The organism is Novosphingobium sp. fls2-241-R2A-195 (assembly GCF_030209485.1).
GTDB classification, from domain to species: Bacteria; Pseudomonadota; Alphaproteobacteria; order Sphingomonadales; family Sphingomonadaceae; genus Novosphingobium; species Novosphingobium resinovorum.
Window position 1 is genome coordinate 115,200 of sequence record NZ_JARVRY010000003.1, and the last position, 17,132, is coordinate 132,331.

General features: G+C 63.7%; 21 protein-coding genes. 13 read left to right on the top strand and 8 right to left on the bottom strand.

The features are described 5' to 3' along the window. Positions 1 to 78: 78 nt before the first annotated feature. Together QRN25_RS02560 and QRN25_RS02565 are read right to left on the bottom strand one after the other, a co-directional pair. Complete coding sequence (locus QRN25_RS02560; RefSeq protein WP_008828682.1) at positions 79 to 843, bottom strand: SDR family NAD(P)-dependent oxidoreductase; 765 nt, start codon at positions 841 to 843, stop codon at positions 79 to 81. An 81-nt stretch (positions 844 to 924) separates the two neighbouring features. Continuing rightward, a complete protein-coding gene (locus QRN25_RS02565; RefSeq protein ID WP_271183909.1) occupies positions 925 to 3,252 on the bottom strand; it encodes a TonB-dependent receptor in 2,328 nt (775 codons plus the stop codon). Between the two features lie 153 nt (positions 3,253 to 3,405). Between QRN25_RS02565 and QRN25_RS02570 the strand changes: the two genes are divergently transcribed. The 4 genes from QRN25_RS02570 to QRN25_RS02585 all read left to right on the top strand — a co-directional run bounded on the left by QRN25_RS02570 (position 3,406) and on the right by QRN25_RS02585 (position 6,597). Beyond that, positions 3,406 to 4,419 (top strand): NADP-dependent oxidoreductase, encoded by a 1,014-nt coding sequence (locus QRN25_RS02570; protein ID WP_285017321.1) that lies wholly within the window; start codon positions 3,406 to 3,408, stop codon positions 4,417 to 4,419. Next, a complete protein-coding gene (locus QRN25_RS02575; protein ID WP_285017322.1) occupies positions 4,416 to 5,129 on the top strand; it encodes an SDR family NAD(P)-dependent oxidoreductase in 714 nt (237 codons plus the stop codon). Before QRN25_RS02570 ends, QRN25_RS02575 begins: the two co-directional genes overlap by 4 nt. A 358-nt stretch (positions 5,130 to 5,487) precedes the next feature. Continuing rightward, complete coding sequence (locus tag QRN25_RS02580) at positions 5,488 to 5,850, top strand: response regulator (protein WP_271183912.1); 363 nt, start codon at positions 5,488 to 5,490, stop codon at positions 5,848 to 5,850. 75 nt (positions 5,851 to 5,925) lie between these two features. Beyond that, on the top strand, positions 5,926 to 6,597 hold the full coding sequence (locus QRN25_RS02585) for a spermidine synthase family protein (RefSeq protein ID WP_285017323.1): 672 nt from the start codon (positions 5,926 to 5,928) through the stop codon (positions 6,595 to 6,597). Positions 6,598 to 6,654: 57 nt separating this feature from the next. On the opposite strand, the gene QRN25_RS02590 is transcribed toward QRN25_RS02585, so the two are convergent. Continuing rightward, positions 6,655 to 6,801, bottom strand: a complete 147-nt coding sequence (locus QRN25_RS02590) for a hypothetical protein (protein WP_285017324.1) — start codon at positions 6,799 to 6,801, stop codon at positions 6,655 to 6,657. Positions 6,802 to 6,829: 28 nt separating this feature from the next. Next, positions 6,830 to 7,099, bottom strand: a complete 270-nt coding sequence (infA, locus tag QRN25_RS02595) for a translation initiation factor IF-1 (protein ID WP_271183915.1) — start codon at positions 7,097 to 7,099, stop codon at positions 6,830 to 6,832. A gap of 308 nt (positions 7,100 to 7,407) precedes the next feature. Here infA and QRN25_RS02600 point away from each other — a divergent pair, with 308 nt between their 5' ends. From QRN25_RS02600 to QRN25_RS02610, 3 genes are all read left to right on the top strand, one after another. Next, the gene (locus QRN25_RS02600) at positions 7,408 to 7,581 is read left to right on the top strand and encodes a hypothetical protein (RefSeq protein WP_271183916.1); all 174 of its coding nucleotides are present in this window, start codon (positions 7,408 to 7,410) and stop codon (positions 7,579 to 7,581) included. A 312-nt stretch (positions 7,582 to 7,893) separates the two neighbouring features. Beyond that, positions 7,894 to 8,160, top strand: coding sequence for an antitoxin Xre/MbcA/ParS toxin-binding domain-containing protein (locus tag QRN25_RS02605; RefSeq protein WP_271183917.1), 267 nt, complete (start codon positions 7,894 to 7,896; stop codon positions 8,158 to 8,160). Beyond that, the gene (locus tag QRN25_RS02610) at positions 8,154 to 8,978 is read left to right on the top strand and encodes a transglutaminase-like domain-containing protein (RefSeq protein ID WP_271183918.1); all 825 of its coding nucleotides are present in this window, start codon (positions 8,154 to 8,156) and stop codon (positions 8,976 to 8,978) included. The genes QRN25_RS02605 and QRN25_RS02610 overlap by 7 nt, the downstream gene beginning before the upstream one ends. Here QRN25_RS02610 and QRN25_RS02615 read toward each other — a convergent pair. Further along, complete coding sequence (locus QRN25_RS02615; protein WP_271183919.1) at positions 8,970 to 9,401, bottom strand: acyl-CoA thioesterase; 432 nt, start codon at positions 9,399 to 9,401, stop codon at positions 8,970 to 8,972. The two genes, QRN25_RS02610 and QRN25_RS02615, sit on opposite strands and share 9 nt — an antisense overlap. A gap of 227 nt (positions 9,402 to 9,628) precedes the next feature. Here QRN25_RS02615 and QRN25_RS02620 point away from each other — a divergent pair, with 227 nt between their 5' ends. Both QRN25_RS02620 and QRN25_RS02625 read left to right on the top strand, forming a co-directional pair. Beyond that, the gene (locus QRN25_RS02620) at positions 9,629 to 9,835 is read left to right on the top strand and encodes a cold-shock protein (protein WP_036526131.1); all 207 of its coding nucleotides are present in this window, start codon (positions 9,629 to 9,631) and stop codon (positions 9,833 to 9,835) included. A gap of 67 nt (positions 9,836 to 9,902) precedes the next feature. After that, positions 9,903 to 10,118, top strand: a complete 216-nt coding sequence (locus QRN25_RS02625) for a hypothetical protein (RefSeq protein ID WP_271183920.1) — start codon at positions 9,903 to 9,905, stop codon at positions 10,116 to 10,118. 301 nt (positions 10,119 to 10,419) lie between these two features. Here the strand turns inward: QRN25_RS02625 and QRN25_RS02630 are convergent, their stop codons facing one another. Next, a complete protein-coding gene (locus QRN25_RS02630) occupies positions 10,420 to 10,806 on the bottom strand; it encodes a ribonuclease E inhibitor RraB (protein WP_285017325.1) in 387 nt (128 codons plus the stop codon). Between the two features lie 201 nt (positions 10,807 to 11,007). Beyond that, positions 11,008 to 11,769, bottom strand: a complete 762-nt coding sequence (locus tag QRN25_RS02635) for an SDR family NAD(P)-dependent oxidoreductase (protein ID WP_285017326.1) — start codon at positions 11,767 to 11,769, stop codon at positions 11,008 to 11,010. 151 nt (positions 11,770 to 11,920) lie between these two features. On the opposite strand from QRN25_RS02635, the gene QRN25_RS02640 reads away from it, so the two are divergent. Next, positions 11,921 to 12,727 (top strand): SDR family NAD(P)-dependent oxidoreductase, encoded by an 807-nt coding sequence (locus tag QRN25_RS02640; RefSeq protein ID WP_285017327.1) that lies wholly within the window; start codon positions 11,921 to 11,923, stop codon positions 12,725 to 12,727. 202 nt (positions 12,728 to 12,929) lie between these two features. Here QRN25_RS02640 and QRN25_RS02645 read toward each other — a convergent pair whose 3' ends face one another. Next, complete coding sequence (locus QRN25_RS02645) at positions 12,930 to 14,558, bottom strand: AMP-binding protein (RefSeq protein WP_502910411.1); 1,629 nt, start codon at positions 14,556 to 14,558, stop codon at positions 12,930 to 12,932. Between the two features lie 110 nt (positions 14,559 to 14,668). Between QRN25_RS02645 and QRN25_RS02650 the strand changes: the two genes are divergently transcribed. From QRN25_RS02650 to QRN25_RS02660, 3 genes are all read left to right on the top strand, one after another. Then, on the top strand, positions 14,669 to 15,847 hold the full coding sequence (locus QRN25_RS02650; protein WP_271183925.1) for an aromatic ring-hydroxylating oxygenase subunit alpha: 1,179 nt from the start codon (positions 14,669 to 14,671) through the stop codon (positions 15,845 to 15,847). A gap of 138 nt (positions 15,848 to 15,985) precedes the next feature. Next, entirely contained in the window at positions 15,986 to 16,774 is a 789-nt protein-coding gene (locus QRN25_RS02655; RefSeq protein ID WP_285017329.1) for a sugar phosphate isomerase/epimerase family protein, read from the top strand. Then, complete coding sequence (locus QRN25_RS02660; RefSeq protein ID WP_271183927.1) at positions 16,771 to 17,130, top strand: EthD domain-containing protein; 360 nt, start codon at positions 16,771 to 16,773, stop codon at positions 17,128 to 17,130. The genes QRN25_RS02655 and QRN25_RS02660 overlap by 4 nt, the downstream gene beginning before the upstream one ends. Positions 17,131 to 17,132 lie beyond the last annotated feature (2 nt).

Consider the following 17,132-nt stretch of genomic DNA (forward strand, 5'->3'; position numbering starts at 1 on the left):
GGGCCTTAACCCCTCCACCACCGACTGCGTCGGCGGTCCCCCTCCCCATCGCTGCGCGACGGGGAGGATCAGGAGCGATCACATCGCGGTCACGCCGCCGTCCACGGTGAATTCGCAACCGGTGACGTAGTTCGCCTCGTCGCTGGCGAGGAACAGGTTCATGTTGGCGATGTCGACGGGGCTGCCCATGCGCTTCATCGGAATGCCGGAGACAATCTCCTTGAAGCCCTCGGGGTTATCCTGGCGGGCGACGTCCTGCATGGCGGTTTCGATCATGCCGGGATGGACCGAGTTGCAGCGGATCCCCTCGGCCGCGCATTCCAGCGCCACGACCTTGGAGAACAGGCGCACGCCGCCCTTGGCCGCGCCGTAGGCTCCGCACATCGGCACGCCGACCAGCCCGCCGATCGAGGACAGGTTCACGATCGAGCCGCCGTGCCCGACCTTGCGCATCAGCGCCACCGCGCGCTGGGTGCCGAGGAACACGCTGTCGAGGTTGACCTTGTTCTGCTTCTCCCAGTCGGCGAGGGAGAGTTCCTGCAGCGGCTTGAGAATGGCGATCCCTGCGTTGTTCACCAGCACGTCGAGACGCCCGTGGCCCTGCTCGATCGCAGAGATGGTGTCATCCCACGAAGCTTCGCTGGTCACGTCCTGTGCCAGTGCCTCGGCCTGGCCGCCTGCCTCACGGATCGACGCCGCGACGCCCTCGGCGTCCTCCAGCCTCAGATCGGTGACGTAGACGAAGGCACCTTCCTCAGCGAAGCGCTGCGCGGTGGCGGCGCCGAGGCCCCGGGCGTTGCCCGCGCCGGTTACCAGAGTGATCTTGCCTTCGAGACGGCCCATTTCATGTACTCCTTCTTCAAAGTTAAGGGTGCCCGGCGGGGGAACGCCGGACACCCCGTTTCCCCCCGCGGGGGTAAGAGATCAGAACTTCACGCCGACGGTGGCTCCGTAGGTGCGCGGTTCCAATGCCATGCCGAACGAGAACAGCCCGGCCACGGTGAACGCGTGCGTCGTGGTCTTCTCGTTGGCGAGGTTGCGGCCGAAGACGCGGAAGTAGGCTTCCTTGTCGCCGACATCGAAGTTGAAGGTCAGGCTGGCATCGACAAGGTCCTGCGTGGTGGTACGCACGCGGGCATCGTTGCCATTGACCGTCACGCCGGTCACGTCGCCGCTGCCGTCGAGTGTCGGTGTCAGCGACCCTTGCGAGATCTGCTCGTCATAGGGGCTGATGTGACGCCAGCCGGCCGTGGCGACGATCTTGCCGAAGCTGGTGGGCACTTCGTAGTCGGCATTGACCGAGCCGGTGAACCTGGGCGCGTAGATCAGGCGGTTGGCGGAGTAGTTGAACGGCACCAGCCCGGTGCCGCAGCTGTTGGCCGCCGCCGTTTGCGTTGCCGAGACGGCGCCGCAGGTCACGAAGTTGCGGAAGTGCGACTTCATGTAGGCGGTCGAGGCGGTGATCTTGAACTGCGAGGTGATGCGCAGGGTGGCGTCGGCCTCGATGCCCTTGATGATCGCGCCGCCCGGCACATTGCCCGTGATCGTCTGGTTGCCCAGCGGACCGCCGGGAACCGTCAGGTTCTGCTGCATGTCCTTGTAGTCGGACACGTAGCCCGCAACGTTGAATTCCAGCTTGCGATCGAACGCCGAGAGCTTGGCGCCCACTTCGTAGGCGTCCACCGTCTCGGGCTGGAACGGGGTGCTGGCGGTGGCGGCGGTGGCGGCGCGCGGGCTGAAGCCGCCCGAACGATAGCCGCGAGACCAGCTGGCGTAGAGCATCACGTCGCTGTTGGGGCGGTAGTCGATGCCGATCTTGGGCGTGAACTTGGTGAAGTTCGCGTCTCCCGAACCGATCAGGCCCGCCGTCGCGAAGCTGTTTGTGAGCTTCTTGTTGTCATGGCTCCAGCGACCGCCGAAGGACAGGCGCCACTTGTCGGCAAAGGCCCAGTTGAAGTCGCCGAAGAAGGCGTAGCTGGTGGTCTTGCCGATGTTGGTCTGGGCGTTGGTGTCGAATTCCATCGGCGACACCGACGGATCGAAGCCGAAGAAGCGCGTCCACTGCGTCAGGCTGTACTTCGAATGGAAGTAGTAGCCGCCCACGACGTAGTCGAACCCGGTGAACAGGTTGCCCGCTGCGCGCAGTTCCTGGCTCCACTGCGTGTACTTCTGGCGGCGATCGACGTAGTAGAGGTCGCTCGAAGACCCGTCGAAGTCCTGGGTCTGCGCTTCCTTGCTGTGGCGCCAGCCGGTGATCGAGCTGAGCTTGATGCCGCCCAGGTCGTAGTTCATCTGCAACGTGGCGTTCGGCGCGCGGTACTTGCTCTTCGCGGGCAGGGTGAACACCGTGTAGAGGTCGGTGGTGTTGTTGCGGCCGCACTCGTTGGCGGGGATCAACCCGCAGAACAGTTCGGTGCTGTTGGTCAGGTTGCTGACCACCGGCTCGAAGCTCTGCACCACGTTTTCGACGGAAAGCTGCGCGTCGAAGCCCGATCCGGCGGGTTCGAACAGCAGGCTCGCGCCATAGGCATCGGCCTTGCTGCCGCCCGCACGGGTGTCGCGGATGGCATTGCGGTAGAAGCCGTCGGACTCGTTGTGGAAGTACCAGCCCTTGATGCCCCAGGTCTCGCCGTCGCCATAGTTGACGATGGCCTTGCCGGCCCAGGTGTTCCAGCGGCCGTAGGTGAATTCGGCCTTGCCGCCGGGCTCCATGGTGGGCTTGGTGCGGGTGATGTTGATGACGCCCCCGATGGTGTTGGCGCCGAACAGCGTGCCCTGGGGCCCTCGCAGCACTTCGATCTGGGCGATGTCGAAGGCGTCCTGGAGCTGCCCGGTGTTGGTGCCGATCGTGACGCCGTCCACCACGACGCCGACGGTCGGCGTCTGCGACTTCTCGATATCGGCATAAGTCAGGCCGCGGATCGAGATGTTGGCCGCCTGCGCGCCCGAATTCTGCTGGGTGATGAGCAGGCCCGGCGCGGCGCCTTGCAGGTCGCCAATGTTGGCCGACGCCTTGTTTTCCAGCATCGCCGCGCTGACGGCGGTGATCGCGATCGGAGTTTCCTGCAGCGTTTCCGAGCGGCGGCGGGCAGAGACGATGATCTCGTTCGGATCGACGACGGCGGTGTCGGCCGCCTGCGGTGCGGCGTCCTGCGCGAAGGCGGGTGCTGAAATACAGGTCAGTGCGCTGGATGCGAGTGCGAGCTTGATGAGCGCGGTATTTCGCGCTCCGCGAACATGTGCGGATGCCATCAGTTTATCCTCCCGGTGCGGCCGCGATTCTGTGCGGCCGTCTTCCGGTGGTCACTATGCATCGGATCGTTTCGCGACCTACCTGTCGATTTGCACAGGTGCGGGCTTGCGTCCGAAATCGGACCACTCGCATAAATAGAGGAGATCGATGCCATGGCCGAGAACCGGCGATTCCTGCTCGCGCGCAGGCCGGAGGGGGAACCCGTTCCCGAAGACTTCATGCTGGTGACCGAAGCTGTCCCCACCCCGCCACCCGGCGGGATCGTCGTGCGCAATCACTACGCCTCGCTGGATCCGGCCCAGCGCGGGTGGATGGACGACGCCGAAAGCTACATGCCGCCGATCCCGCTTGGCGATCCGGTGCGCGCGACGACGGTGGGTGTGGTCCATGCCTCGGACAACCCAGACTTCGCTGCCGGTCAATGGGTCATGGGGCTCAACGCACTTGAGGACTACTCGGTAGCCATGCCCGGCGGCTTCACGATGCCGGTCGATGTAGAGGCCGTGGCATCGCCGTCGAACTTTCTGTCGGCACTGGGCGCGGTCGGGCTCACGGCCTACTTTGGGTTGACCGAAGTGGCAAAGCCCCAGCCGGGCGAGACGCTGTTGGTCTCGGGCGCAGCAGGTGCCGTGGGCTCGGCCGTCGGCCAGATCGGCAGGATCATGGGCTGCCGCGTCGTCGGCATCGCCGGCGGTGCGAAGAAATGCCGCCGCCTGATCGAGGACTACGGCTTCGATGCCGCGATCGACTACAAGGGCAAGGATCACGCAAGCCTAGTTTCCGAGATCGCCGCGGCCGCGCCTGACGGCGTCAACGTAGTGTTCGAGAACGTCGGCGGAGCGGTGCTGGAGGCGGAGGTCTTCACCCTTGCGCATCACGCCCGCATCGTCCTGTGTGGCCTCATCGCCGAATACAACACGCCCGAAAAGCTGGGCCTGCGCAACCTGTGGCAGATCCTTGCCCGGCGCGCGACGATCCATGGTTTCCTGATTGCCGACTATGCCCACCGTTTCGCCGAAGGCGGTGCGCAGATGGCGCAGTGGCTGGCGGACGGAAAACTGCGTGCGGACGAAGACGTGCAGGAGGGGCTCGAGAACGCCTACCCGGCCTTCATGCGCCTGTTCTCAGGGGCGAACACGGGCAAGCTCGTGCTGAAGATCGCATGAGCGGGCGTCTGCAGGGCCGCCGGGCCATCGTCACTGGCGCGGGTTCGGGGATTGGCGCTGCCGTTGCGAAGCGCTTGGCCGCGGACGGAGCGCAAGTCTTCACGGCGGACGTTCAGAGGGAGGTCGATTTCATCGCGGACCTCACCGGTGCGGACGCCAATGCGCGGCTGGTCGCGGCGGCGGTGGAGCGGATGGGCGGGCTGGACGCCGTGGTCCCCTGTGCCGGCATCAGCGCTTTCCATCCGCTGGAGGGGCACGAAGACGCATATTTCCTGCGCGTGATCGAGGTGAACCTAATCGCCGTGTTCCGGCTGGTGCGCGAGGCGGCACCCTGGCTCAAGGCCCATGGCGCGGGCCGGATCGTCACGATCGGCTCGACCACCTCGACTTACGGGGACGAGGGGCTTTGCGCCTATGCCGCCTCCAAGCACGCGGTACTGGGCTTCACCAAGTCGGTCGCGGCGGAACTTGGGCCGTTCGGCGTCACCGCCACTTGTGTCCAGCCCGGGGCCATCGACACGCCGATGACGGCCCCTGCCTTCGACCAGATGCCGGAGTACCGGACGTTCTGGGAAGGCAAGGCCCCGTTGCGCCGTCTTGGCAAACCGCAGGACATTGCCGACGTCGTGGCGTTCCTGTGCAGCGAGGAGGCGCGTTTCGTATCCGGGCATGGCCTGTGGGTCGATGGCGGGGCGATGGTGCGGCACTGAGGGTTCAGAGGGATAGTGCAGTTCTCGCCGAAAAGCCGTATCATGGTCATCACGGTCCCAGCCTTCGCCGGGATGACGATCGAGTTGAATGACGCTTTGGGTAGTGAACTGCCTGCCCCTTGACCGCCCGCCTATTCTTTGATCGGGTGAAAAGGCGCCCGGTCGGCCGCACGCCCACTCAAGTCATTGATCAATGCGCCAGTGTTCCGGACGGGGCGAACAGTAAAAGATTTCTGGAACTTACAGGTTGCGCCGCTATTGTGATGATCAGGCTCGAACGGAGCCTGCGAGCCTCGGCCCATGAAATCGGGACGGCATGCCGGGCTGACTGCTGCGCCCCTCAGAGAGCCGTCTTTTCATGCCGTCTCACCCCATTGTCCTCGTTGTCGAGGATGAACCCCTTATTTTGTTGGCCGCCTGCGATATGGCCGAGAGCGCGGGCTTCATTACGAAAGAAGCGACGAATGCCACACGGGCTCTCGGCATCCTTGCAGAGACCCCTTCGATCGCGATCTTGTTCACCGACATCGACATGCCGGGCCCAATCGACGGCATGGCCCTGGCGTTTGAAGCGCAAACACGCTGGCCGCACATCGGCATCATCATCACTTCGGGCCGCCGGCCGCTGGCTCGGCACGAAATGCCTTTCGGTGCCGTGTTCCTCGAAAAGCCCTACCTCGAACGATCCCTCGGCGAAGCGTTGAAGAACCTCCTCGCCTGACCTACCGCTTGCGAGCGGGACCGTCCTGCCGCACCAGCATATCAGACCCGGCGACGGGCTATTCAAGGAAATGCGATGATAGACGATGTCGTGCTCGGTCATGCAACCGTGCCGGATGGAGTGGAACTGAGGCTTGTCCAGCACGGCACCAATTTCACCATCCTGCTGGAAGACAACGAATTGATGAGCACGCGGGCCAATGCTTCGGAAGAGGCGCTGGCGGTGATGACCTGCGAGAAGATCGCCGATCGCCGTGCCCCGCAATTGCTGATCGGCGGGTATGGCATGGGGTTCACGCTCCGCGCGGCACTGGCAGCGCTGGCAGGGGAGGCAAGTGTCGTCGTCGCCGAAATCGTCCCGGAAATCCTGACATGGGCCAGAGGGCCGATGCAGGAAATTACCGATGGGTGTCTTGACGATCCGCGCGTTCACGTCGTCGGCGAAGACGTGGCGCTGCTTATCGATTCAGCGTGGGAAGCTTACGATGCCATTCTGCTGGACGTCGATAACGGTCCGGAAGGTCTGACGCGCCAGCTCAACGACGGGCTGTACTCGGTGCCTGGATTGCAGCGAGCGATGCTTGCGCTGCGGCCGAGGGGCATACTTGCCATCTGGTCGGCGTTTCCAGAACCTGCGTTTACGCAGCGATTGCGTGACGTCGGCTTCGAAGTGACCGAGACGCAGGTGAGAGCGCGGGCGAACAACAAGGGCTTTCGCCATGTCATCTGGTTCGCCCACAAGCCTTGATCCTGCGACCCCGAGCCTGCAGCGATGCCTCCCCGGCTGAAACCGGGGAGGGGCTGATCAGTCCACCATCGCGGCGACGAGGCGCTGCAGGTGATCCCGGCTCAGAAGCCCTGCGGGCCACTGAATGGGGCCGTTACGACTGGAAACTGGGTTGAGGGTGGCATTTTCGGGGCGCTTTTGCGCGCCTTGGGTATTGATGTGCATGTTTTCCTGTGTGCGGATTTTTCCGCGTTTATCTTTTAAACCCGCTGCGCCGTCTCGGCGGCCCTCCGGCTTGTCCCGGTGTCTTTTCGCGAAATACGATCCGACCCTTTGAAAGGTCGTAAGGCGTCATCTCGACATGTACGCGATCACCGACCACCGAGCGGATGCGGAACTTGCGCATCTTGCCTGCCGTGTAGGCGATGATCTTGTGCTCGTTGTCGAGCAAAACCGCGAAGCGCCCATCGGGGAGGATTTCCTCGATAAAGCCTTCCATTGTCAGCAATTCTTCCTTAGCCAATCCATGATGTCCCGAATACGAGGGCGCCCGCCGACATGCATGCGCAAAACGGCGATCATGAGAGCCAGGCTGATGTCTGAGAATGCCTGCGGGGCGCAGGCAAAAATCCGTCAAAAATGACGCAGCGACGTCCATATACACCTTAGAATCGATTTTTCAATGCGGGCGTGGACTTTTAAATATTATCCTGATCGGTGGAATGCGCTCGCTGGTCGGGACAAAATCATGTAGAAGAAAAATATTGCCGGTCATTTCTGCATGTCGGCGACTGAGAGACCAAGCGCGCTCCCGCAAAAAGGAGTGCCTGTATGGACCTCAATCAGCTACTTTATCATCACCAAATTGCTCTCATCGAGTACGCGACCCGCGACAAGGGCAGCCCTGAGGTCAGATCGCGATTCGACCTGGTTCGCCATTACGAAATCCGGATCGCCCGTCTGCGACAGGACATGGGTGTATCGACCTACCCGCAATGGTCATGACCTGGCCGCCGCCGAACCACTTCGCTTGTCCAAGGTCGCGACCGGCAGGCATCCCGCCGTGCGGTCGGCAATGGATCCACGTCTCGAGAGATGACCTGACCTTTCAGCGGCGCAGTGAAATAGCCGATCTCGCGTTCGCATTACTGGGCGGTCGAGTGGCGGCGCGGAATTTTCTTTCCAGCCCCGGCCCCGATCACGAAGGCACCATGCTTGAGGTCGGAGCCGGCTCTCCCATCGGGAAAGCGCAGGTAACCAGCATGCTCTGGAAGATCGCCGCATCCCGGATGCGTCCGTATCAGTAGGAAATCCGAAATGGAAAGCGAAGACAAGGTCGCTCGGCCGGCCCGCGCGAAAATGCGATGGTCGGATCGCCCGAAGCTGGCCCCTGATGCGGCAAGCCGCCAGGGGCAGGTGACGAAGCTGGCGCTCGAAGCATTTGGGGGTCGGGACGAAGCTATTGCCTATCTCAACACGGCTTGCGGCAAGCTCGGAGGGCGACCGCTCGATCTTGCCGTGGAGTCTGCCGAAGGGCTGGGACGGGTGGAACGTGATCTTGCAGGCCTGAAGCCTGCATGCTGATCCGCGCGGGATACGATATCGCTTTCACATGCGAGCAGTCCGTGCCGATGCTCGCGCATCTCAGTATCCATGCTTCGCGCAACAAGGATTTGCGCACGCCGCAGCGGCTGTTCACCACGCCGGACGTGCCGATCTATGATTACGTGGACAGTTTCGGTAACATCTGCACCCGCCTGACCATCCCGGCTGGCGGACTGACGCTGTCCTGCGGCTTCGTCATCGACGATGATTTCGAACCGGACCCGGTTGAGCCGGAAGCCTCGCAATCCGCGATCGAGGCTCTGCCTGACGACGTCATGCTCTACCTTCTGGCCAGCCGCTATTGCGAAACGGACCGCCTGAACGAGACGGCATGGGAACTGTTCGGAGGCACCGCGCCGGGGTGGCCCCTTGTCCAGGCCATCGTCGAATACGTGCATCACCACATCCGCTTCGACTACATGACGGCAAGGTCAACGAAGACTGCGCGGGACGTGTTCGAGGAGCGCGAGGGTGTCTGCCGCGATTTCGCGCATCTGGCGATCACGCTGTGTCGCTGCATGAACGTGCCCGCACGGTATTGCACCGGCTATCTCGGCGACATGGACTTGCCGACGCCGCTGGGAAACATGGATTTCTCCGCCTGGTTCGAGGTGTGGCTGGGGGATCGCTGGTATGTTTTCGATGCAAGGCACAACCGCCCTCGTCGTGGGCGGATACTGATGGCACGAGGACGTGACGCGGCCGATGCGGCGTTGACGATGACCTTCGGCGCCGTCACCCTTTCCCGGTTCGATATCTATACCGACGAAGACAGGTTGGGCCTCGCTCTATCCTGATGCCGGCGCCGTTTGCTCGTGGGAGGCTTCAGGGAAAAAGCATGCCATGACGGCGGCTGTTACCCGAACGGGCCGCCGTGACACCGCGTCGATGCAACACCAGCGCGATTTTACTTCGGCAATCACTTCGCTGCCGCGCCGGATCGTCGTTTCATAGAATGCACTTTCCCGGCGCACTTGTTCCAGCACGACATTGGCCGTCAGCCGGTCGCGCAGGAACGCCGGTTTACGATACGTGATTTCATGCTTGAGCGCGATCCATAGATAGGTGGCAACTGCGGCAGGCGATGCGACCCTCTGCCAGTGTTCGATGACGGCTTCCTGCACCCATTTCAAGTATATCGAATTATTGACGTGACCCATAAAGTCGATGTCGTCGATGCCGATCGTCACAGGATAATCGTGGGTTTGCGTGGAATCCATGGCATCATGTATCACATTACCGTGACAGTCCGGATTCATTTCCCGACTAAACCCTGATTCAGCCTATCCATTTTTCTCGATGCGTGTACAATGATCGGGCTGAAACGTCGCCTGCGACGGATATTGGGCCGCCAAGGCTCCCCTTTGTCCTTTACTAGCCTCACGAAGCCGGGATGTGCCGCTGTTGGCGCATGCCCGTCATACTGCATTGGGCAAAGGATACCCATATGATCACCGGAACCGTAAAATTCTTCAACGCCGACAAGGGCTTCGGTTTCATCGCTCCCGAAACGGGCGGCGATGATGCCTTCGTTCACATCAGCGCTGTGGAACGTGCCGGCATGCGCACCCTGAACAAGGATCAGCGCGTGTCCTATGAACTGGAAACCGACCGCCGCGGCAAGACCTCGGCCGTCAATCTCCAGTCGGCCTGAACAAACCGGAGCGGCGGACCTTTACGAAGGTCCGCCGATCTTGGCCACCGGACACAGGAGTGAACTGATGTCGTCGCTGGCATTTTATCGCGAGCAAGCCGATCTCCAGACGATTGCGGCCGATGCCGCAAGCCTGCCTCAGGTACGTGACCGATGCCTGCGAGCAGTGTCCGCCTGGAACGAACTGGCTGATCGCGCCCAGAAAACCGAAGATGCTCGAAAAGTGAAAAATTCCCAGGCAGAAGTGATTTCTCTGGAAAGCAGTGAAATCAACTTTCAATAACGGCGCAAGATTTCCGTGTGAACGGCGGGCACGACTTCATAAGAAGTACGGTGTGATCGTCTTGGTCCGGACGGTGATCGTTGCCGAAATCTGCTGCGGATTGGGGGAGCGTCCCACCGGCTGAGCTGCGCTTCGAAAGAAGCTCCTCGATTTAAAGCTGCCAATCTCTTTTCGGTCAGTGTCGGATCTGTCGTGTGGTAAAGCCGCGCACGGGCGGTCGGTAAAGCACTGACGGATTAAAGTCCGTAACGGGTAGAGCCCGAAAAGTCGAAGTCCGACATGCCAAAGGCAAGTATCGGAACTATCGCTGGGTCGCGACAGTCCCCCAACCGTCATACTTCACGTTGAACTTCGCTTCGAGACGAAGCGCTGTTTCCGTCAGGGCTCGTATCGCATCCCGATCGGTGGTCTGATCGCGCTGGACATCAAGCGCCTTTTCTCCGGTGTCGATTGTCACGCATTGGACGATGCGCCACCCAAGCGAACTTATGGCCTTTTGCAGCGCCTTGATCTCTTGCGTACTCCCGGTGAATCGTACGTCGACCGGGCGAATGATGAACGGTTTGTCACCGTTCTCGTTCAGGGATCGCAGGACATCACCATCCGCCGCCAATTCGGCTTCGACGCGGGCGGGATCAATTGACGGTAATTGCGCGCCAACGGTCTCTGCGAAAAGAAGGATGAGCATGGGATTCATGCTCAGTTGATCGCAGCCTTTTGGGGTGACCGCAAGAAGGCACTCTCCGGCCCAAGGAGACACCTTTTTCTTCTGGACCGTGCAAATCCCGTATCAACCCGCCCCGACTTCCCGGGAAGGCGCGGCGGGCGAACAAAAAGGCGGCGGCTCTTGCAAGCCGCCGCACTGATCCTCTGGAGGGAGGTTGAACCGTCAGAACTGGGTGCGCTTGGTGTAGCCGTTGTCGACCACGATGTTGGCGCCGGTCATCGCCTTGCATGCGGGCGAGACGACGAAGGCGACCGCGTTTGCGAGTTCCTCGCCGGTGGTGAACCGGCCCGAGGGCATGTTGGCGAGCGTCGCGTTGTAGAAGTCCGGCATGGCGGCCTGGATCTTGGGCCAGGGGCCGTCCTCGGTCAGCACCGGGCCGGGGGTGATGCAGTTCACGCGGATGCCTTCGCCCGCCAGCGCCTGCGCCAGTGACGAGGAATAGTTCATCACGGCGGCCTTGAGGGCGTTGTAGGGCTGGACGCCCATGAATTCCTCGACCGCGCCGGTCGAGCTGAAGCACACGATCGCGGCGTTGTCCGACTTGGCAAGGTGCGGGCGGGCCGCCGCAATGCCGCGCCGCATTGGCAGGATGTCGGCCTGAATCACGGCTTCCCACGCGGCGTCGGTGTCTTCGCCGAGGTTGGTGGAGGTGAAGCTGATGAAGATATCGCAGCCGCCGAGCGCCTCGGCCGCCTTGTCGACGAAGGCGGGGACGGCCTCGACCTGCGTGACGTCAAGCGCCTCGCCGTAGGTCTTCACGCCTGAAGCGGCGACCTCCGACAGCACGTTGTCCACCTTGTCCTGCGAGCGGCCGCAGATCGCGATGTCGCAGCCTTCGGCCGACAGTACATGCGCGACCACGCGGCCGATGCCGCCGTTCGCGCCCACGAGGATGGCCTTGAGGCCCTTCAGTCCGAGATCCATGTCTTGCGCTCCTCTGCCACGCGCGTGGTTTCTTGTCAGATGCCGTGGTGTCGCCGCTCGGGCGCGGCATGGCCACTATTTCTTTGGTCAGGAATGACCGCAGCCCCGCCGTGCTAGCGCTGCGGCCGCAACAATTCGACGGGAGAGTGTCATGAAGCGCCTCGAAGGAAAGCGCGCCGTTGTCCTCGGCGCCAGCAGCCCCGACAACATGGGCCAGCATATCGCCCGGCGCCTGATGGACGAGGGCGCCAGCGTGCTCGTTTCCGGCCGCAAGGAAGACGTGCTGGCCGATTTCGCCGCGCAGCATGACTGCAAGTGGAGCGCCTGCGACCTGACCGACAAGGCCAGCGTCGATGCTCTGGCGGACAGCGCCGCGCAGCAGCTTGGCGGCATCGACATTGCGGTGAATGCCACCGGCTGGGGGCTCCTGAAGGGCTTCCTGGAAACCACGCATGACGAACTGATGGCGATGACGATGCTGCAGTATGTCGGGCCTTTCCACTTCTACCAGGCGATGGTGGGCAAGATGGCGCGCAGCAAGGGCGGGCGCGGGGGCTCGCTGATCCAGATCAGCTCCGCGACGGCGACGATCATGCTCAACGACCACGCCGCCTACATGGGCACCAAGGCGGGGGCCGACCACGTGATCCGCTGCGTCGCGCACGAGTTCGGGGCGGAAGGCGTGCGCGCGAATTCGATCTCGCCGGGGTTGACCGACACGCCGATGACTTCGGACGCCAAGCAGGTGCCGGGCCTGTTCGACGCCTTCCTGGCGGGCTATCCGCTCGGCCGGATCGGCACCAGCGACGACATTGCGGCCGCCGTCGTCTGGCTTTCCAGCGATGAGTGCTTCATGACCGGCGAGAACCTGCAGGTAAATGGCGGCTTGACGCTGCGCCGCAACCCGATGAAGAGCGAAATCGACGCGGCCGTCGCAGCCGCCATGGCTGCGGGCTGAGAGTTTCCTGGGGAGGAAGGGCCGGCGGCGGTATCCAAGGATGCCGTCGCCAGTTCCGATTCCTCCCCGAGCTTGTCTGGGGGAGGGGGCGGAGTGCACCCTTTCACTCTGAATCGTCATTGCGAGCGAAGCGAAGCAATCCAGGGCGGGGCAAGATTGCCCTGGATTGCTTCGCTTCGCTCGCAATGACGAAGGTGGTGGGCTACTGACCGGGCACCAGCGCCTTCACATCCGCGCGGAGCAGGTCCTTGCGCACTTTGCCGGAAGCCGTGCGCGGGAAATCCTCGCGGAATTCGAACCTCTCGGGAATTTTCTGCTTCGCCAGCCCGCTGTCGGCGATGTGTGCGGCGAGCGCCTGCGGGCTCGGCGCCTCGCCATCGGCGATGACGTAGGCGCAGACGCCTTCGCCCAGCCGTTCGTGCGGCATGGCGACGACGGCGGCCTCGCGCACGGCGGGATGGGCGTGCAGCACGTCCTCGATCTCCTTGGCCGAGATGTTTTCGCCGCCGCGGATGATGAGGTCCTTCTTGCGGCCGGTGATGGTGATCGCGCCGTCTTCGGTTCGCACGCCGAGGTCGCCGGTGCGGAAGAAGCCGTCCGTGGTGATCGCCTCGCGGGTCTGCGCCTCGTCGGCATAGCCCAGCATCATGCCGGGGCCGCGCGCGAGGATTTCGCCTTCCCGGCCGTCCGGCAGGTCGCGGTCCTCGTGATCGACGATGCGCACTTCGTAATCGACCACGGCGCCGTCGGTCGTCGCGGCCAGCGCCTCGACGTTGGGCCAGCCGAACGTCACCAGCGGCACTTCGGAGGCGCCGAAGACGCGGAAGGCGCGGCAGTGGTCGAACGCGGCATTGGCGGCGGGGATCAGGTCCGCCGGAACCGCCGCGCCGCCGCAGGCGAAGAAGCGGAAGCTGGGCAGGCGATTGCCGCTCGCACGCGCGGCGGCGGCCAGCTCGACGAGAAACGGCGTGGCGGCGACGGTGCCGACCGCCTGATGCCGGTCGATCAGGGCGAGTGCCTGCTCCGCGTTCCAGCTTTCCATCAGCACCGTGCGGATTCCGCAGATGAACGGCGCCTCCAGCCCGTTGGCATAGCCCGAGACATGCGTGACGGGGGAGGGCATCAGCGTCGCCTCGCCTTCGGTCAGGCCCCAGTAGTGCCCGCTCTCACGCAGGATGCGGGCGATCGAGACGTGGCTGTGCAGCACGCCCTTCGGCCGCCCCGTGGTGCCCGAGGTATAGAGCACCATCTTCACGCCCAGCGGATCGACTTTCGGCCGCGCGAAGGGGAGGGCGCGCCCTTCCTCGATCAGCGCTGCGTAATCGTCCGAACCTTCGCCGCGCACGGTGAAGACATGAGCCAGATCCGGCAGCAGGCCTGCGAGTCGCCGCGCCATCGCCGCATAGTCGAACTTGCGGAACAAAGAGGAGACGAAGAACGCCCGCGCGCCGCAGTCCGCCAGCATCAACGAGACTTCATGGTCGCGGTAGATCGGCACGATCGGGTTGACGACGAGGCCCGACATCGCGGCGGCCAGGTTGATCACCATCGCCTCGCGCCAGTTGGGCACCTGGAAGGCGATGACGTCTCCCGGCCGCAGGCCGCGCGCATGCATCGCGGCGCTCAGCGCTTCGGCATCGGCTACGGCCTGCGCGCGGGTGACGGTCACGTCGCCTTCGATCAGGCACACGAAGCCGGGGTCGGCCTCGGCCAGCGCGCTCGCCTGCTCGGCGATCGTGCGTTCGTCCCACAAGTCCGTTCCGGCGTAAGCAGCCAGATGCGGCGGTGGGGTTTCAAGCCATGCCCACGGGGGGCTCTTCCTCTCCATCATGATCCCTTGAGTGCCGCACTGTGCGCCCCCCTGTCGCCTATCACCTTGCGCAGCTTGTGGCGACCGGGCGGCTCGCGCAGGATCGACGTATAAATTACCGGGAGAAGACCGTGGAACGCGTAAAGCGCATTGGTGACGTGGCCGAGATCATGCTCGACTACGTGGCGAACAAGAAGACCTTCCAGACCGCGCGGCCGCTGCGCGTGCCCACCGGCAGCTATACCGACAAGGACCAGTTCAAGGCCGAGCTGGAGCTGGTCTTCAAGCGCGTGCCGCTGATGCTGGCCTTCACCGCCGAACTGCCGAATCCCGGCGACTACAAGGCGATGGACGCGGTCGGTTCGCCCGTGCTCATCAACCGCGACAAGCAGGGCAAGGTCCGCGCCTTCCTCAACGTCTGCTCGCATCGCGGCGCCCCGGTCGCGCCGGACGGCAAGGGCAACTGCTCGCGCTTCACCTGCAAGTACCACTCCTGGACCTATGGCGCCGACGGCAAGCTGATCGGCATCTCCGAGCCGGGCACCTTCGGCGAGGTGGACAAGGGCGCGATGGGCCTGCGCGAACTGCCGTGCGAGGAACGCGGCGGCATGATCTTCGTGTGCCTGACGCCCAACGCGCCGATGGACCTCGATCACTATTTCAAGGACTTCCTCGAGGATTTCGACGCGCTCGACTTCGCGAACTGGACGTACCTCGGCAATCGCACGATCCACGGCGCCAACTGGAAGATCGCCTTCGACGGATACCTAGAGGGCTACCACTTCAAGTCGCTCCACCCCGAGACGATTTTCCCGCGCACGCCGTCGAACTGCACGCATTACGAGGGCTTCGGGCCGAACATCCGCATCGGCTTCCCGCAGCATTCGATCGCCGAGCAGCTCAAGGACGTGCCGCGCGAGGAATGGGGCAACCGCGAGAACTACGGCTACGATTTCGTGCGCATCTTCTTCCCCAACGTCTCGATCTTCATCGCGCCGGAGATCACGCAAGTCGCGCAGCTGTTCCCCGGACCGACGCCCGCCGAGAACCGCACGGTGCTGAACTACCTGCGCCGCAATCCGGTCAAGGACGAGGCGGACCGCGAGGCCGTGGAAGGCGCGATGAACTTCTTCCGCGATGTCACGTATGAGGAAGACTACGTGATCGGCCTCGAGATCCAGAAGGGCCTCGAATCGGGCGCGCATGACGACCTGACGTTCGGCAAGAACGAACGCGGGAACCAGTACTTCCATGAGTGGCTGAACTGGTATCTGGCGGATGATGCCTCCTTGCCCGAACCGGTGATGTAGGATTTGCCCACCCCTGTCCCCTCCCCCGAGCGGGAGGGGGATGACAGACCTGCGCCTTGCCCTCCCGCTCGCGGGAGGGCCGGGAGGCTTGAGAGCGCAGCGAACTAGCCGGACGGGGTGGGTTTGGGAGAAAAAACAATGCATAAACTATCCCTCGCCTCCGGCGTCCTGCCCGAATTCGGGGCGGTGGACGTGATCGAGGCAGGCGCCGCCGCCGGGTTCGACGCGGTCGGCCTCTGGGTCGATCCGCTGGAATGGACCGCGCAGCATACCCGCGATGCGCGCGCAGCATTGCAGCGCACCGGCCTGCCGGTGCTCGACGTCGAGGTCGTGTGGATTCGCCCCGACACCACGCTCGACGATCACCGCAAGGTGCTGGACGTCGGGGCGCAGCTCGGCGCGGCGAACGTGCTATGCGTATCCTCGCACGAGGAGGGCGAGACGATCGAGCGCCTCTCCGCCCTGTGCCGCCACGCCGAGGGATCGGGAATGCGGGTGGCGCTGGAATTCGGCATCTTCACCGAGGTGAAGACCCTGAGCCAGGCGCTCGGCATCCTCGACCGGGTGGGGCATCCCTTGCGCGCGGTGCTGGTCGATCCGATCCACGTCGACCGCTCCGGCACGACGGTCGGGCAGATCGCTGCCATCGATCCGGCGCTGCTGCCTTACGCCCAGTTCTGCGACGCGCGGGCCGAGCGGCCCGATCCGGCGAACTTCGACGCGGTCATCACCGATGCCATCGACCTGCGCGAACAGCCGGGCGAAGGCGCGCTGCCGCTGGCGGCGATGCTGCAGGCCTTGCCGCAAGGTATTCCGCTGTCCCTGGAACTGCGCTCGGCGGCGCTACGCGAGGCGTTCTCGCACCCGGCGCTGCGGGCGAAGGCGGTGCTTGACGGGATGCGCGAGTGGATGGGCGTGCTGGCATGACGGTGACCGTGATCACGCTCCTCAAGCGCCGCGAAGGCATGAGCGTCGAGGACTTCCGCGCTTACTACGAAAGCAGCCACCGCGTGATCGGCGAGAAGGTGCTGGCGGGCTACGCCACGCGCTACGTGCGCCGGTTTCTCTCGCCGATGGACGGGACGGACCAGCCGTTCGATCACGACGTGGTGATGGAAATCGACTTCCCCGACGCGGCGACGCGCGATGCCTGCTTCGCCGCGCTGGGCGATCCGCAGGTCGCCGCGATGATCGCGGAGGACGAGGAAAACCTGTTTGACCGCAGCCGCGTCCGCGCCTTCACCGTGACCGAGAGTGCATCGGTGATGCCGCCGGTTGGATAACC